The organism is Gloeomargarita sp. SKYB120 (assembly GCA_025062155.1).
Taxonomy (GTDB): Bacteria; Cyanobacteriota; Cyanobacteriia; order Gloeomargaritales; family Gloeomargaritaceae; genus Gloeomargarita.
In genome coordinates this window covers 1-16330 of the sequence record JANXAM010000019.1, presented here as the reverse complement: position 1 = coordinate 16330, position 16330 = coordinate 1, and the positions used below count along the sequence as shown (strand labels likewise).

General features: G+C 59.0%; 15 protein-coding genes. 6 read left to right on the top strand and 9 right to left on the bottom strand.

All coding sequences use genetic code 11. The annotated features are described in order from the left end of the window. Positions 1–149: 149 nt before the first annotated feature. The 5 genes from NZ705_07995 to mgtE all read right to left on the bottom strand — a co-directional run bounded on the left by NZ705_07995 (position 150) and on the right by mgtE (position 5112). Positions 150–494 carry an iron-sulfur cluster assembly accessory protein gene (locus tag NZ705_07995; GenBank protein MCS7292897.1) on the bottom strand — a complete coding sequence of 115 codons (345 nt, stop codon included), beginning with the start codon at positions 492–494 and terminating at the stop codon, positions 150–152. Between the two features lie 15 nt (positions 495–509). Continuing rightward, a complete protein-coding gene (nuoH, locus tag NZ705_07990; GenBank protein ID MCS7292896.1) occupies positions 510–1628 on the bottom strand; it encodes an NADH-quinone oxidoreductase subunit NuoH in 1119 nt (372 codons plus the stop codon). Then, the gene (locus NZ705_07985; protein ID MCS7292895.1) at positions 1628–2809 is read right to left on the bottom strand and encodes an NAD(P)H-quinone oxidoreductase subunit H; all 1182 of its coding nucleotides are present in this window, start codon (positions 2807–2809) and stop codon (positions 1628–1630) included. The genes nuoH and NZ705_07985 overlap by 1 nt, the downstream gene beginning before the upstream one ends. A 165-nt stretch (positions 2810–2974) precedes the next feature. Then, the gene (locus tag NZ705_07980; GenBank protein ID MCS7292894.1) at positions 2975–3679 is read right to left on the bottom strand and encodes an MgtC/SapB family protein; all 705 of its coding nucleotides are present in this window, start codon (positions 3677–3679) and stop codon (positions 2975–2977) included. Continuing rightward, on the bottom strand, positions 3676–5112 hold the full coding sequence (gene mgtE, locus NZ705_07975) for a magnesium transporter (GenBank protein MCS7292893.1): 1437 nt from the start codon (positions 5110–5112) through the stop codon (positions 3676–3678). Before mgtE ends, NZ705_07980 begins: the two co-directional genes overlap by 4 nt. Before the next feature lie 424 nt (positions 5113–5536). On the opposite strand from mgtE, the gene NZ705_07970 reads away from it, so the two are divergent. From NZ705_07970 to murD, 4 genes are read left to right on the top strand one after another with little or no spacing between them, the layout of a single operon-like run. Next, positions 5537–5857 (top strand): hypothetical protein, encoded by a 321-nt coding sequence (locus NZ705_07970; GenBank protein ID MCS7292892.1) that lies wholly within the window; start codon positions 5537–5539, stop codon positions 5855–5857. A 2-nt stretch (positions 5858–5859) separates the two neighbouring features. After that, positions 5860–6417 (top strand): hypothetical protein, encoded by a 558-nt coding sequence (locus NZ705_07965; GenBank protein ID MCS7292891.1) that lies wholly within the window; start codon positions 5860–5862, stop codon positions 6415–6417. Between the two features lie 27 nt (positions 6418–6444). After that, the gene (gene glyS, locus NZ705_07960) at positions 6445–8571 is read left to right on the top strand and encodes a glycine--tRNA ligase subunit beta (GenBank protein ID MCS7292890.1); all 2127 of its coding nucleotides are present in this window, start codon (positions 6445–6447) and stop codon (positions 8569–8571) included. Beyond that, positions 8568–9947: a UDP-N-acetylmuramoyl-L-alanine--D-glutamate ligase gene (gene murD, locus NZ705_07955; GenBank protein ID MCS7292889.1), complete on the top strand. Its 1380-nt coding sequence runs from the start codon at positions 8568–8570 to the stop codon at positions 9945–9947. The genes glyS and murD overlap by 4 nt, the downstream gene beginning before the upstream one ends. Before the next feature lie 34 nt (positions 9948–9981). On the opposite strand, the gene glnT is transcribed toward murD, so the two are convergent. From glnT to NZ705_07935, 4 genes are all read right to left on the bottom strand, one after another. Then, positions 9982–11289, bottom strand: a complete 1308-nt coding sequence (gene glnT / locus NZ705_07950) for a type III glutamate--ammonia ligase (GenBank protein ID MCS7292888.1) — start codon at positions 11287–11289, stop codon at positions 9982–9984. Between the two features lie 82 nt (positions 11290–11371). Beyond that, the gene (locus tag NZ705_07945) at positions 11372–12379 is read right to left on the bottom strand and encodes an alpha/beta fold hydrolase (GenBank protein ID MCS7292887.1); all 1008 of its coding nucleotides are present in this window, start codon (positions 12377–12379) and stop codon (positions 11372–11374) included. Then, complete coding sequence (locus NZ705_07940; protein MCS7292886.1) at positions 12376–13305, bottom strand: fatty acid desaturase family protein; 930 nt, start codon at positions 13303–13305, stop codon at positions 12376–12378. Before NZ705_07940 ends, NZ705_07945 begins: the two co-directional genes overlap by 4 nt. 72 nt (positions 13306–13377) lie before the next feature. Then, positions 13378–15567: a hypothetical protein gene (locus NZ705_07935; GenBank protein ID MCS7292885.1), complete on the bottom strand. Its 2190-nt coding sequence runs from the start codon at positions 15565–15567 to the stop codon at positions 13378–13380. A 105-nt stretch (positions 15568–15672) separates the two neighbouring features. On the opposite strand from NZ705_07935, the gene psbZ reads away from it, so the two are divergent. Together psbZ and ribH are read left to right on the top strand one after the other, a co-directional pair. Next, positions 15673–15861: a photosystem II reaction center protein PsbZ gene (psbZ, locus tag NZ705_07930; GenBank protein ID MCS7292884.1), complete on the top strand. Its 189-nt coding sequence runs from the start codon at positions 15673–15675 to the stop codon at positions 15859–15861. After that, a partial coding sequence (gene ribH / locus NZ705_07925; GenBank protein ID MCS7292883.1) for a 6,7-dimethyl-8-ribityllumazine synthase occupies positions 15861–16330 on the top strand: 470 nt, incomplete at its 3' end. The genes psbZ and ribH, both read left to right, overlap by 1 nt.

The window sequence follows — 16330 nt, the reverse complement described above, 5'->3', positions numbered from 1 at the left end:
TCGATGGTAGGAAAACCCAAGGCAGAGTTATACCCTGCCGTCCTAAAGGCATGACAAGCAGAAATGGCTTAGCCATAGAACTGAACCAAAGAACAACACATGGTTCATCCAGTCATCAAAGGTCCAGTTCTGAAACCAGCGCATGACGCCTAGACGCTAAAGGATTTGCCGCATCCACAGGTCTGGGTGGCGTTGGGGTTGGTGAACTGAAACCCGCCACCAATCAACGCATCACTATAGTCCAACGCCATGCCGTAGATGTAGAGCAGGCTGCGCCGGTCACACACAATTGTCAACCCATCCTGCTCAAACACCTCGTCGTCGGGGCGAATGTTTTCGGGACGTTCAAAGTCCATCATGTAGGACATCCCAGAGCAACCGCCTTGGCGCACACCGACTCGCAGGCACAGGTCTTCTCCCTTTTGCGCTCGCAGCTGTTGCAGGTGTTGCATGGCCGCCGGTGTAATTAAAATGCCCCGCCGCGTTTCCGACATAGACCCTCCCTCCTGTTAGCCGCCAAACACACTTGGAAACGCCAATTTCAACGCCGCCGTGACCAGCAAATTCGCCAATCCCACTGGCAGCAAAAACTTCCACCCCAAATCCAACAACTGATCAATCCGCACCCGCGGCACCGTCCAGCGCAACAGGATGGCCAAAAACAGCATGAAGTAGGCCTTGATCAGGACCATCGTAATCCCAATCATCCCTGCGATGACCTGCACCAAGGGATTTTCCAGGCTCAAGTTGAGCCAGGCGGCCAAGGCTTCAATCGAAATAGGTGACTCCCAGCCACCTAGATATAGCACCGCCACCAGCAGGCACGACAGCACCAGATTCAGGTACGAAGCCGCATAAAACAGCATGAAATTAACCGCCGAGTATTCCGTCTGATAACCAGCTACCAGTTCCTCTTCTGCCTCCGGCAGGTCGAAGGGCAATCGTTCGCATTCTGCCAGCGCTGCAATCCAGAAAATCACAAACCCCACCGGTTGCCGCCACACGTTCCAGCCCAAGATCCCATAACCCGTCTGCTGCTCGACGATGTCCACAGTACTCAGGCTGTTAGACATCATCGCCACCGCCAGCACTGCCAGCGCCAGGGGCACCTCATAGCTAATAGACTGGGCCGCCGCCCGCAAGCCCCCCAGCAGCGAATACTTGTTGTTCGAGCCGTACCCCGCCATCAACAGGCCAATGGGAGCAATGCTGGAAATGGCAATCCACAGGAAAATACCAACCCCCAAATCGGTGATTACCAGGTTCTGACCAAAGGGCACGATGATGTAGGCCAGCAGCACCGACATTACTACCACGACCGGCCCCAACGTGAACAACCAAGGGTCCGCCTTCCCCGGTCGCACATTTTCTTTGACCAGCAACTTCACTACGTCCGCCAGCGGGATCAACATCCCCAGCGGCCCGGCGTACTCTGGACCAATCCGCTGCTGCACCGCCGCCGAGATTTTCCGCTCCAACCACGTGGCCACCAGCGCCCAGAGCGTGGCAAAAGTCAGCACTGAAATCATAGGCAGGGGCATCCATAGCGCCTTGGCAACTCCCGGCGTCAGACCCACCCCTTCCCAAAACTGCACAAACGACTGCTGCAAATCAATTCCTGTCGCCATTAGCGGTCTACCTCACCCATGATGATGTCCACGCTCCCTAGGATGGCCATGATGTCCGCTACTTTCATCCCCCGCACCAACTGGGGCAACACCTGCAGGTTGACAAATCCTGGTGGCCGAATCTTCCAGCGCCAGGGAAATGGGCTGTCGTCGCCGATGATATAGACACCTAGCTCCCCTTTGGGCGCTTCCACCCGCACGTAGTGTTCCCCCTTGGGAATCTTGAACGTGGGCGACGGCTTTTTACTCACAAATTGGTAGTCAAACCCATTCCACTCCGATTTTGGCCCCTCCGCCATCCGTTTGGCCTCGAGGTTTTCGTAGGGACCGCCCGGCAGCCCCTTCAGCGCCTGCAGGATAATCTTGGCCGATTCCCGCATTTCCCCGATGCGCACCATGTAGCGGGCAAAGCAATCCCCATCCGTGGCCCACTGCACTTCCCAATCAAAATCGTCGTAGCACTCGTAGTGGTCCACCTTCCGCAGGTCCCACTTCACGCCGGACGCCCGCAGCATGGGACCTGACATCCCCCAGTTGATGGCATCTTCCCGCGAGAGCACCCCCACGCCCTGCACCCGCTTGCGAAAGATGGGGTTATCCGTGATCAATCGCTCGTACTCGTCCACCTTGGGCAGGAAATACCGGCAGAAGTCTTCACACTTGTCCACCCAGCCGTAGGGGAGATCCGCAGCGACGCCCCCGACCCGGAAATAGTTGTGCATCATGCGCATGCCGGTGGCCGCCTCAAACAGGTCGTAGATCATCTCCCGCTCGCGGAAGATGTAGAAAAATGGCGTCTGCGCCCCAATGTCAGCCAAAAACGGCCCTAGCCACAGCAGGTGGGAAGCGATCCGGCTCAGTTCCAGCATGATGACCCGGATATAGCTAGCCCGCTTCGGTACCGGAATATCCGCCAGCTTTTCCGGCGCGTTCACCGTAATCGCCTCGGTAAACATCGTCGCCAGGTAGTCCCAGCGGGTGACATAGGGCAAGTACTGCACAATCGTCCGGTTTTCGGCAATTTTCTCCATCGAGCGGTGCAGGTACCCCAACACCGGCTCGCAGTCAATCACATTCTCCCCGTCCAAGGTGACCATCAACCGCAAAACCCCATGCATGGAAGGGTGATGCGGCCCGAAATTGACCACCATCGGTTCAGTACGGGTTTCAATCATGGACATGGGCAGGACCTCCCAGCGACTCAATTCCCAGTATAGATAGGTTGTGGGCCAATTCCCAGGATTCTGTCCCTGGGTCGTAGAGTGTAGCTGAGCCATCTAGCAGGGCAAAGCTGCGTCCCTGGTTTTCCTGTCCTCTCCCTGGCAAGCTCAACCAGCTTGGCTACATCAGCCAAATTCCTGCTCGGTGATGCGCCAGCGAACGGAGGTGACACCCGGCTCCAAACTTAAACGACTCACGAGCTGTTCCAGGAACCCATCGTTGCGCTCCTGGGTCACCAGTTCCGCTTCGACGCTTACCCGGTCGGGTTTGTCCTCTAGGTCTTCGCTCGCCAGAGACCGCAACCGCAGTTTGCCCTCCGCCGCCATCGCCTGGAGCAACAGAGCGCGAACGTGGGCTTCACTCTCGGCGCGGCAAGTCACTTCGCAGCGATAGACCAACTCTACCTCGGTACCCTTGAGCGGCTGTTGGTTGATGCGATGGCCCAGGGGTCGCAGGACGAGATTGGCAATCAGCACAGCAATCGCCCCAACGGTTGCCTGGGACAGCAGTCCCGCACCGGCTAGGGACCCCACCGCTGCGGCGCACCAGAGAGTGGCTGCCGTGTTTAACCCCCGCACGGTCAAGCCTTCGCGCAGGATCACGCCCCCGCCCAAGAACCCGATGCCCGAGACCACCTGAGCGGCAATTCGCGTAGGACTGGCATCGCCAGGGATCAACGCCGAAAGCATCACAAACAGGGCCGCTCCTGTCGCCACCAGGGTATTGGTGCGCAAGCCCGCCATGCGTTGCCGCCATTGTCGCTCCAACCCTAGAGCCGACCCCAGCAAAAAGGCCACCGCCAAGCGTATGGTGAACTCGGTCAACGTCATACTTGGATACCCAACAGCCAACTCACCAGCAAGAAGTAGAGCAGTAACCCCGTGAAGTCCTTGATGGTAGTGACGAAGGGGTCGGAGGCCGGGCCATGGTCAAAGCCAAGCTTCAATAACAACCAAGGCAAGAACGCTCCTATCACTGCTGCCAGCGTGAGCACGATAAACATGGTCAAGCCTACCGCCAGGCCCAGTTGCGGCACGCCGTTAGGTATCCCTTGCCATAACCAGGCAATCAAACCTGCGGCTACCCCAAGAATTGCGCCCATCGCCGCCCCGATGCGCAACTCCCGCAGCAGGTAACTCCCGTAGCGACGAATATCAATGTGCCCCCACGCCAGCCCTCGCGCGAAGATGGTGGTGGACTGGGTGCCCACATTGCCCCCCATGTCCATGACCACTGGGATAAACACCGCCACAGCTACAACCGCCTCCAAGACCTCCTCAAAGGTTTGGACGACAGCGCCGACCAGCATCCCCCCGATCAGGGTGATGACTAGGCAAACAATGCGCAATTGAATGGCGTAGCGGATGGGTCCCTGCACCAGCCGTTCACTCCAGCCCTGGTCACGCTCGAGCAGATTCCCAACCCCTGCCTTGGTCAGCATCGCGCCGGTGGCTTCTGCTTCGATCAAATCCAGCACATCATCGAAGCACAAATCCCCTACCAAACGGCCCTCGCTATCCACGACCGGAATCGCAGGCAAGTCAAGTTCCTTGAGGCGTTTCGCTGCGAGCAACTCCGGCATTGTCACCGTGATGGCGATATCCCGCCCCTGGGCAAGGGTACCAACTAGGGTTTGCGGGTCGGCCTTCATCAACTGCGTCGGGCGAAGGAAACCTTGGTAAAAGCGCTCGGCATCGATCACGAACAGGATATTGAGTTCTTCATCCGGTAAACCGGAATCGCGAATCGCCTGAATGGCCTGTTCTACTGTGAAATGATCTCGTAGGGCCAAATAACGTAGATTCATCCGCCGCCCCACGCTATTTTCGGGATAACCCAAGAGCAAATTCACGGCCCGGCGCGATTCTTCGCTCAATTGCTGGAGCAATCGCTTCGTCACCTTGGCGGGCAATTCTTCAAATAACCGCACCCGTTGATCGGGTTCCAGGGCTTCCAGAAATGCCGCAATTTCCGGGTCGGTCATCCGATGGACCAATTCCGCCTGTTCCTCTGGTGTCAATGCCTCAAACACGGCAATTGCCCGGTCTTTTTCCAGCATCCGAAAGGCCAATATTTGCTTTCGTGGTGGCAATTCCCGCAGCAAACGCAATAGTTCCACCGTATCCAACTGATTGGCTGTGCGCTTTGCCGCGCCAAAGGCTTTGGGATACGCCAGTAAATCATCCAAGGGATACCGCGCCATGATGACTACTTCCTTCCAAGCCAGGTGGGACACTGCCGATGACAAGTGCTTCGTCGCCATCAGCCATTTGCAAAAGAAAGCTGCTCCCTGCGACCCACTCAGTCGGGTGAGCCTGATAATGAGGGAACGACCATTACAGTTTGGGCATGGCTTACCTCCATCAACCGCTTGCGTCTAGCCTGCCCTGCTCAGCGGTGATGGCGGATAAACCTAGGGGCACTAAGAACCTAGTCCCAGCGGCAAATCCATCAATTCACAAACTGAACACGGCAGGAGTAGAGACCACTACAGTTTTACCCAGCAAGACCGCTCTACCAGGTAACTACTGCCGTCAGCCCCATCCATAAGTTCTCCTGAAAAACTAGGTGTACCGGCAGCCGGAACTGCCACTCTTTCAAAGTAGTCCAACCTTCTGGAGGTGTCAACCAACCACCACAACCATGCGTATAAACTGTTAGTAGCGCAGTGCAAGGGAGGCGACACCATGGGACGGCAGACGCTTTTGGCGTTGGGGTTGGTCCTGGCTCTGGGTACACCTGCTGGCGCCCAAGTCAGTCAATGGTTGGCACCCCGGCGGCAAAACGAGTACCAAGGCCCGGCGGCGGAACCCACCTCCCCCCTGATGAACATGATGGAATTCATCAACCATGCCGCTTTCCGCGCCAGCACCCGCAGCCTGTCGGAGTTTATGGAAGACGCGCAAGGGGATCTGTCACGGGCGGTAGAGGCCTTTCGGGCCAAGCAACGGCAACTGCTGAATCCGCCGGCCACGTCTGTGGAGGTGCAACCTAAACCCGCCCCCTAGTGATGCAACCTACCTATAGCCCGCAGGAGGTCCAAGGAATTCTGCAGTGGGCGATTGCTCGCCAAGCCCGGAAGGGGGAAGCTGCTGACACCCTGACCCAAGCCCAGTTGCAAGAAATTGCGCAGGAACTGGGAATCACGCCTGAGGAGTTGGCCCAGGCGGAACAGGAGTGGCGACAGGCGCAATTGTTGGCGCAGCAACGCCAGGACTTTCACCGCTGGCGGTGGCAACAGTGGCAAGCGCAAGTCCGGCAGGCGGGGGTGACACTAGTGTGGGTAACGCTGCCGTTTCTATTTCTGGATTGGGTTTGGGACGGGCGCGTGGTGGTCTGGACGGCCCAGGGACTGGCCTGGCCCTACTATCTGCCGGCACTGGTGGCCTTTTCGTCCCTGGTTTCCCTGGGGTGGCGTCTGCACCAAGTCCTGCAAAAAGAAGGCGAGACCTACGAGCGGGAATGGCAAGCCTGGCAACGCCAGCAGCGGTTCCAGCAGCTTAAACAAAAGGCGGTGCGCAAATTGGCCAGCTTCCTAGACCGGCTGGAGCGCTGGCTGGGGGATTGAGGGCCACACCCGCGCTAGACTAAAGCCATGACCGATTGCCTGTGGGAATTAGGGACAGAGGAATTGCCGGCGGATTTTGTCGGCGAGGCGCTGGCGCAATGGCAGACGTTGATTCCAGCCAGTTTAGAAGCGGTGCAGCTAAAGCCCCAAGCTATCCATTACTACGGCACGCCCCGCCGCCTGGCGGTGTACTTGCGCAACGTCCCGGAGCGCCAACCAGACCAGCAGGTGGAAATCAAAGGCCCGTCCGTCCAGGCAGCTTACCACAATGGAGAGCCGACCCCAGCGCTTCTGGGGTTCTTGCGCGCACGGCAGGCCCACCTAACCGATGTGCAGGTGCGGGACACCCCCAAAGGCCCTTTTGTCTATCTCGTGCAGACGCGCCCTGGACGTTCGGCGCCCGACCTGCTGACGGAATTGATTCCCCAGTGGTGGCAACAGCTGACGGGGGCGCGGTTTATGCGGTGGGGAGATGGTCCAGTGAAATTCTCCCGTCCAATCCGCTGGCTGGTAGCGCTCTGGGGTGACCAGGTGTTGCCCGTGACCCTTGCAAATGGGTCCGAGACGCTGCATGCCGACCGTGTCAGCCGTGGGCATCGGGTGCTGCATCCGGAACCGGTTGTGATTCCCCGCGCCGAGAGCTACCTGGATTGCCTGCGCCAGGCGGGCGTAGAACCGGATGTGGGTGCTCGTCAAGCCCGGATTCGCCAAGAAATTGAGCGGGTGTTGCCGCCTGGCGGTCACGCCCAGATGCCCCCAGCATTGCTAGCCGAAGTTACCCACCTTACGGAGTGGCCCACGGGTCTGCTAGGCACCTTTGACCCAACCTTTTTGCAACTGCCTGCCGCCGTGATCACCACCGTCATGACCCATCACCAGCGCTACTTTCCGGTGGTGAACGCCCAAGGGGAGTTGTTGCCCTACTTCATCGCCCTCAGCAACGGCCACCCCAACTGCGCCGAGACGATCCGCCAGGGGAATGAGCGGGTGTTGCGGGCGCGGCTAGCGGATGCGCGTTTCTTTTACGACGCTGATTTGCGCCAACCGTTGGCTGCTTATGTCCCGCAGCTAGCCAGCGTCACCTTCCAGGAGCAATTGGGGTCGGTCTTGCGCAAGGTCCAGCGCCTCGAACAGCTGCTGCAAACCGTGTTACCGGCGACCAATTACCCCGACCAGACCCGCCAGGACATCCTGCGCGCCGCATACTTGTGCAAAGCTGACCTGGTTACCCAGATGGTGGGGGAGTTTAGCGAGTTACAGGGAGTGATGGGGGGTCACTACGCGGCGCAGACGGGCGAGAATGCTGCGGTGGCCCAAGCCATCGCCGAACATTACCAGGAGTTGCCCAGCACCCTCGTCGGCCAGTGGGTCGCGCTGGCGGACCGTCTGGACACGGTTGTGGGCATCCTGGCGGTGGGGCTGGTGCCGACAGGCTCGTCTGACCCGTTTGCACTCCGGCGAGCGGCCCGCAGTATCCTGCTCATCGCCGCAGCTATTTACCCAACCTATCCCCTGGATTTGCAGGACCTGTTCCACACCATGACGACCATCCTGGCAAGCGACTACCCCCACTTCAACCTGGTGGAGCTGGAGAAACAGTGGCGGTTGCTGCTGGGGCAACGCTTGCACACCCTGTTGCAGGAAAAGGGGTTGGATTACGACTTGATCAACGCCCTGCTTGACCCCGACCAACCCAGCCGTATGCACCGGACGTTGACCAATATCGCCGACTTTTTCCGGCGGGCTGACTGGTTGAAAGAACTGCGGCAAAATGGCACGCTGCAGGCGATTTATACGACGGTGAATCGTGCCAGCCGCCTGGCCAGTCAGGGGGATTTGCCCACCGATGTCCTAGACGCCGACGCGGTGATTGACCCGCAGCTATTCCGACAGCCCATTGAACAGGAACTCTACCAGCAGATTTGCCACCTGCTTACTCAAGCTCGGCAGACCTTGGCCACCGGCCACTACGACCAACTGGTGCAGGGATTGCAGGCGATAGCCCCCGTGTTGGCCCGCTTTTTTGACGGCCCCGAGAGTGTGCTGGTGATGGATGAGGACCCCCGCATCCGGCAAAACCGCCTGCGCTTGCTGGGTTTGATTCGCAACAGCGCCCTGGTGCTGGCGGACTTTTCGCAGATTGTGAAGACGTGAAGAGACGGGCACTGGTTTTGGGGTTAGGCAAATCGGGCGCCGCTGCTGCTCGACTCTTGCAGCGCCAGGGGTGGGACGTTCACGTGCAGGACAACGCCACTTCCGCTGCTTTAGTAGCGCAGCAGACCGCTTTAAACGAACTAGGAATTGCCGTTCAACTTGGCCAGCCGTTTGCCATTCCCCAACCGCTTCCTGACCTGGTGGTGGTCAGCCCTGGCGTGCCCTGGGACGAACCCATTTTGGTGCAACTGCGGGCCCAAGGCGTGGATGTGGTCGGGGAAATGGGGTTAGCCTGGCGCCATTTACGCACGTACCCCTGGGTCGGCATCACCGGTACCAACGGCAAAACCACCACTACCTGTCTGGTGAGCGCGCTGCTGACAGCGGCGGGATATCGCGCGCCGGCCTGCGGCAATGTCGGGATACCGGCCTGCGACCTGGTGGGGCAAGACTGGGACTGGGTCGTGGCGGAAATCAGCAGTTTTCAGATCGAGTCATCGCCAGAGGTGGCGCCCCAAATTGGGATTTGGACCACCTTCAGCCCAGACCATCTCGACCGTCACTACACCCTGGAAAACTACTGCCGGATTAAAACCCACTTGCTGGCCCAATCCCAAATCCGAATCTTCAACGCTGATGACCCTTTCCTACGAGCCAACTTTGTGGGGCGCTGGCCCGACATTCTTTGGACGAGTACCCAGGGACGCACCCACTTGCCCCCTTCGGAACGCCCCGGCATCTACCTGGAAAACCAGCAGGTGATGCACAACGGTCAAGTGCTGCTGGAAATCCGGGATTTTCGGATGCCCGGTCTCCACAACCAGCAGAACCTTTTGCTAGCTGTCGCTGCTGCGCAGGTGATTGGGGTGCCGCCGGACGTGATGACCCAGGCCATACGCCGCTTCCCTGGCGTTCCTCACCGGTTAGAGGTCTTGGGAGTTCACCAGGGCATTACGTATATCAACGACAGCAAGGCGACCAATTACGAGGCGGCGCAGGTGGGCCTCGCCAGCATGACCGAGCCAACGATCCTACTTGCAGGGGGCAAGGCCAAAGCGGGTGACGACCGCGCGTGGCTGCAAACGATTCAGGAAAAAGCAGCCGGTGTCGTGTTATTTGGGGCGGCGGCCAGGGCATTCGCCCACCGTCTAGACCAGATCAACTACAGGCCCTACGTAGTGGTGAACAACCTGGCCGAAGCGGTACAGGCGGCACGGGAACTGGCTCAGCAAACGGGCGCTCGGACCATCCTGCTGTCCCCAGCCTGTGCCAGTTTTGACCAATACCCTAACTTTGAAGCGCGGGGCGACCATTTCCGAGAACTCTTCCAGCGCTTGAGCACTGAAGAGACCCCCGAACTGCAGGTGTCTTCCTGAGCCAAAAACGCTGTGGGACTGGCGCTTTCAGAGCCTAGCAGTCCAAGGTATACGCCCGCTCCCACGGCGTGATCTGGCTGTGGAACTCCTGCCACTCCCGGTACTTGAGCTTGAGATAGGACTCCACAAAGTTCTCTCCAAGGAGAGTGGTCAGGGTGGTGTTGCGTTCCAAAGCCCGCAGCGCGTCTAACAGATTGCCCGGTAGGGACGGGTATTGCTCGGGGGGTAGGGGGTCCGTGTAGTTGTTGTTGTCGCACCGAGGGCCGGGGTCGCGTTGTTCCTTAATGCCATCCAACCCAGCGGCAACGACGGCGGCCACAAAGAGATAGGGATTGGCGGCCCCATCCGCGAGGCGCAATTCAAACCGCCCTGGGTCGGGAATACGAATCATGTGGGTGCGATTGTTGCCGCTGTAACTGATGGTGGTGGGGGACCAAGTGGCGCCAGAGCGGGTCACAGGCGCGTGGAGACGCTTGTAGGAGTTCACAGTGGGGTTCGTAAAAGCGCACAGGGCCGGCGCATGGTGCAAGACTCCCCCGATGAAGTGATAGGCCAGGCGTGACAAACCCATCTCGTCTTGGGGGTCATGGAACAAATTCACCGCTCCCGCCGCATCCCACACAGACAAGTGCAAGTGACAGCCATTGCCGGTGAGATGGGCAAAAGGTTTGGGCATGAAGGTGGCCCGCAGCCCGTGTTTTTCCGCAATTGACTTCACCATGTACTTGAAAAACGCGTGCCGGTCGGCGGTCACCAGGGCATCGTCGTAGAGCCAGTTCATTTCAAATTGACCGTTGGCGTCTTCGTGGTCGTTTTGGTAAGCGCCCCACCCGAGCGCCTGCATGGCATCGCAAATTTCACTGATCACCGCAAACCGCCGCATCAAGGCCTGCTGGTCATAACAAGGTTTGCTCTGCCGGTCGAGCCCATCCGCCAGCGATTCCCCATCCGGCGACACCAGAAAATACTCACACTCGACACCCGTTTTCACCCGGTAACCGAGCGCCTGCGCCTGCTCCAGCACCCGTTTCAAAACCAGCCGGGGTGTTTGGGGCAAAGGGTCGCCTTTGACGGTGGCCAAGTCCGCCGGCATCCAGGCCACGTCCGGTTGCCAGGGCAAGGGCATCAACGCTGCTGCATCGGCCCGTGCAAACACATCCGCATCCGCCGGCGTCATGTCCAACCAAGCGGCAAATCCCGCAAAGCCAGCGGCCGTTTGCATCGTGTCAATCACCGCTGCCGGCACCAGCTTCGCCCGCTGAATGCCAAACAAATCAGTAAACGAAATCAAAAAGTAACGAATGCCGCGCGCTTGCGCCAGCGCCGATAGGGTCTGGGTCATGGGAAAAACCGTTGCTCTCGAATTAACGGCTATTAAACCGGGGAAAGCGCCCGCCAAAGTGTCGTCAAAAACACCAAATGCTTCAGGTAGCCAACCACTCCTGCACCACCTGGCGAATAAAAGCGGCATCGGGGGGATGTTGCCAGGGATTCCCCGCTCGGTGGCCCCAGATGGAATCAATCAACCGAAACGTGGCGTTGGGGATCAAGGCAGCTTCGGCGGCGCAGTCGTCTGGGGGAAAGTACAAATCCGTCGTGCAGGTCATCACCAGGGTTTTGGCCCGAATGGAACGCAGTGCCCGCTCGTAATCTCCCTGGTAAACGGGATTGTTGCCCACGTCACAGTGCAACCAGGTGTCAATCATCGCCAGCAAATCCCTGGGGTCCCGTCGCCGGTAGTTCGCTTCCCATCCCCGCACCAAGTAGTCCTCCAAATCCCGGTAGCCCAGTTGTTTGTAGATTTCGGCGCGATAAAACGCCTGGGAAGCCGCCCAACTGGCGTAAATACAGGCAAAGGCCCGGTAGCCCCGCTCGGGTACGCCCTGGAACGTTTGCCCATCCCACGCCGGGTCTGCCGTCAGCGCTGCCCGTAAACTTAGCAGAAACACCCGGTTGTGGGGCGTGGTGCGGGCTGTGCCACACAGGGCAACTATGCGTTCGACGCGGTCAGGATATAAAGCTCCCCAATGGTAGGCCTGTTGCGCTCCCATGGACCAGCCGTACACCAGCGCCAGCCGTTCAATGCCCCAGACCTCCCGCAGCAACCGCTCCTGCAACGTCACATTGTCCCAGTGGGTCACCACACACCCCTGTTCCGCCAAGCCCGGTAACCCGCCGTTGCTGGGCGAACTGGACAACCCGTTGCCCAACATATTGGGAATCACAATAAACCAGCGGCTCGGGTCGAGAATCCCATCCGGGCTAATCAACCATTCGATGTCCGTGTGCTGCGCGCCGTAGGACGTGGGGTAGAGCACCACGTTATCCCGCCGGGGCGAAAGCTCCCCGTAGGTCTGATAGACGACCTGCACCTGCGGCAACTGGATTCCACATTGCAGCGTCACATCTTGGGCTGTCCAAACCCCGGTCATCCCGGAAACTGGGCGACGATTTCCCGGTTGGCGGCGATGTAGCCAGGCGCTAGATGCACCCACTTGTCCCGCAACTTTTGATGCGCCTGGGGCAAGGCATGAAAGGGAATTGCCGGACAGAAATGGTGCTCGGCATGAAACGGCATGTTCCACATCAACAACCGCACCGGCCACCCGGTCAACGTCGTGCGCGTGTTGGTCAGGGGGTTGCTGTCGTAGCTACACCCCGTGTGTTCTGCCAGCAAGATAAAGCGCAAAAACGGTTGTCCCACCGCTAGCGGCACGACCCAGTCCATGAGAAACCACGGCTGGCCCGCCCAGACCGATAGGGCTATTGCCAGGGCATAAACCGCTAACTGCGCTGCCGTCGAACGCCGCACCGTCGCCTGGGCTTCGGGAGCAATGTAGGGACATCCCTGAAAATTCCCCAGCAGCACCCGCAGGTGACCCCGTACTTTTCCCCACCACCAGGGAATCCCGCTCAACTGCCACAGATACATCCGCCAGTTCGTGGGTACGGGGTCTTCCAGTTCGGGGTCTTTACCAGGAATCTGCGTATAGCGGTGATGCCACTGGTGATAACGGCGATAGAACGCACTGTTGTAAAACGACAATACGCCAGCGACCCAGGCCACCGCATCGTTCAACCAGGGAGTGGCAAACGCCGTGCGATGGACACACTCATGGACAGCGGCAAACATAGTCGCCAGGCTAAAGCCATACAGGGGCAACGCCAGCCAACCCCAGAGCATCCCCTGCGTCCAGGCCCCGTGCCACAGTAGTCCGCTTCCAACTAAAATGCTCAAGTGGGCCAACAATTGCCGCCATCCTTTGACATCCGAGCGCCGGTTCAAAGCTGCCAGCTCCTCGGGGGAAAAGACATCACTTAGCTTGATCGCCGCTGGAGTTGTCGACTGCCCTGCCATCCTAAAGTAATCGCCCTATCCTACAACTCCCACAAGATAACAGTGAGCCTTGCCCAACGTTGGTAACGCCCACTACAACAGGGAATGTACCCGCTGGACAATCTGTTCGGCGCTCAACCCGTTGTAGGCCAGCAATTGGTCAGGAGACGCCGCTGTTTCTCCTCGCCGCCAGCCGATGGCATCCCGCCGGGGCATCTGCGCGCGTAACAGGACGGGTTCTAGTGTTGTCACCGGCCCCCCGCTAATGCCCAACAGCGCATCACCCGTAAATAGTTGGGCAAAGGTGGCATCGTCCATAAATTCCCCATCCGGTTCGGCGCAGGTGGACCAAGCTACATCACTGGGGCGACACAACCGCCGCAGGTTCACCAGGCTGACAATGCGCGTGCCAATGCCTTGGGCTTGCAACTGGGCCGCCGCCGCAAATACTGGTATCAAGACCAAATCGCCCACCACCGCCAGCACCACCAGCCGTTCTCCCGGCGTCTCTTGCAAGACAACAGCTCCCTGGGCGACCGCCTGTTGCGCCTGCTCCCAGGTCGTGCGCACCGGCAACGGCGTTTTACTGGCAAAAATGGCGATGCCTTTGTTGAACGTGGTCACCGCCCACAGGTAGGCCGCTTGGGCGCAATTCGCATCAGGGGGAAACACCGGATACACATTCCCGTTGCGCATCAGGGCCATGTAGTAGGCTTCGATTTCCGGGCGTTGGTGCGTCCAGCCATTGCGCCCCTGCTCTAGCGCCCCCGCTGTAAACAAGGCAATCGTCGAAGGCGTGGGTCGCCGCAATTCCGCCATCGCCTGAGTTACTGTTTGCCAGATGGGTAGCCCGTTAATGGCAAAGGATTCATAGGAGCACCACAGCGACCGTCCCCCCAACAGGCACACCGCCGCCGCCAAGCCCGCACAGGCATCTTCGCTCAAGGGTTCATAGACCTGGCCCTGGGGCGACTGGTTATACAGCGGGTCTGCCGTTGGGTGAATCACCTTCAGCCCCTGATTGATATTGGCAATCCCTGACGCTTCATTGCCGTCAGCGTTGGTCACCAAAAATTTCGGGTCGCTTTGCCCCAGTTGCACGACTAACTTCCCCACGGCTGTCGTCGCCACCTGTTTTTCGCCGATGGGAAATTCCTGGTGGGTGAATAGGGGCAAGGGCGGCAAGGGGCGCACCGATTCCGTTACCGCAACCTGAGCTGCCGGACCACCGCCTGCCCGCCGAAAGTTCTCCCGCACCAAATCCCAGGCTTCTACCGGCAAAGCCCGCTGCTGCAATGCCCGTACAATGTCTGGATTCTCTAGGGTATGCTGAGCATACAGGTTGTGGGCTTTGGCGCCCCGCGCATGTACCCCGGCCCCTTTCAGTTGCTTCAGGATGAAGACCGTTAATTTTCCCCCGAGGGCGCTCTGGGCTGCCTGGTCCAACCCGCTGAGGACCGCTTCCGTAAACCGCAACCGTTGCGCAAAGCCAAACAAAGTGCTGTCGACGTAATCTCCCGGTTGCCCCTGGTCATCGAAATCCTTGGCATCTACCAAAACCACCGCGTCAAACCCGTGGGCGCGCCAGTAGCGTTCCATGGCGGCGTTGTCCGCTGTTGCATTCATGCTGTGGTGTTCCTGGCTATAGCCGTTCCAGACCAGGATGGGCAAGAAATTCGTCACTTGGGGAAACGCGGTGTGGAAATGCAAAAAGCTGCTCATGACGTAGGGTTCCCCTAGCCCCCCATCCCCAATCGTCACCGGAAACAGCACATCGGGGTAGAGATACGCCCCCGCCATCGCAAAATGTTGCCCTTGGCCCAAGGGACCTGCTGGCCCAATGACTCCCGGAATCGCGCCCGACAAGTGCCCCAGCAACCCGTGCATTTCCCGGAAGCGCTCTCGCAGTTGGGCTACCGTGTGAATCCCCATCGCTTCCAGTGAGCCATCCAAGAACAACGCCGCATAAAACCCCGGCGCATGGTGGCCCACTTCCGTTGGGATGTTCTTGTGGCCCAGCATGAACAGGGCGGCAATCGCTTCCGCGCAACTGGCAAAACCCCCAGGGTGGCCCGAGGCTTTGGTTGCCGTCATTTGCAGTACCAAGTAGCGCAGGGCATCCGCAGCCAGCAGCGTCTGGTAAACCGCCTGCGGGTCGTGGGGGTCGCGAATGCTGCCTGTCGTCGCGTCCACTGCTGGTTGTTGCCCATAATGCGACCAATCGGGCCACGTTGTCCCAAAGTAATCAATGCCCTGCCAGCAGTCCGTTGCGACGGTCATCATCCACCCCACCCGCGTAAGTTATTGAGCATTGTAGTATGGTTGAGCGTTGCGGGCCACCCGCTTTTTGATAGCCTGGTAAGTGGGCTGTGTTGGGAGCAGAAAACCATGACGATAGTGTTTCAGGCGCTGGTTTTGCTGTTGGTGCTGCTGACATTTGTGCTAGTGGTGGCTGTGCCGGTGGTGCTAGCGACCCCTGGCGAATGGCAACGTTACCAGCGACTGGTCTATCTGGGGGCTGGCGTTTGGGTGTTACTGATATTTACCATCGGGTTGATGGACGTGTTTCTGGTCTAATGGCGGTTTTTGAAGGCACATTTACCGATGTCGAGGGCCTGCGGCTCGCCATTGTCATCGGGCGGTTTAACGATCTCATCACCGGCAAGCTACTAGAGGGCTGTCGGGACGCGCTGCAACGGCACGGCGTGAACCTGGAAACCCAGGTAGATTACTTTTGGGTGCCGGGGAGTTTCGAGATACCGGTTGTGGCCCATCAACTAGCCCAATCCCAGCGCTACGATGCGGTGATTTGCTTGGGAGCGGTGATTCGCGGCGATACCCCCCATTTCGAGTACGTGGCTGCTGAGGTGGCCAAGGGCATTGCCGCCGCCAGTTTCCAAACGGGGGTACCAGTGATTTTTGGAGTGCTCACCACGGATAACTTGCAGCAGGCCATCGAACGCGCCGGCGTCAAGAGCAACAAAGGCTGGGAGTACGCGATGAATGCCCTGGAAATGGCCAGTCTGATGCGGCAGGTGCGAGCCTT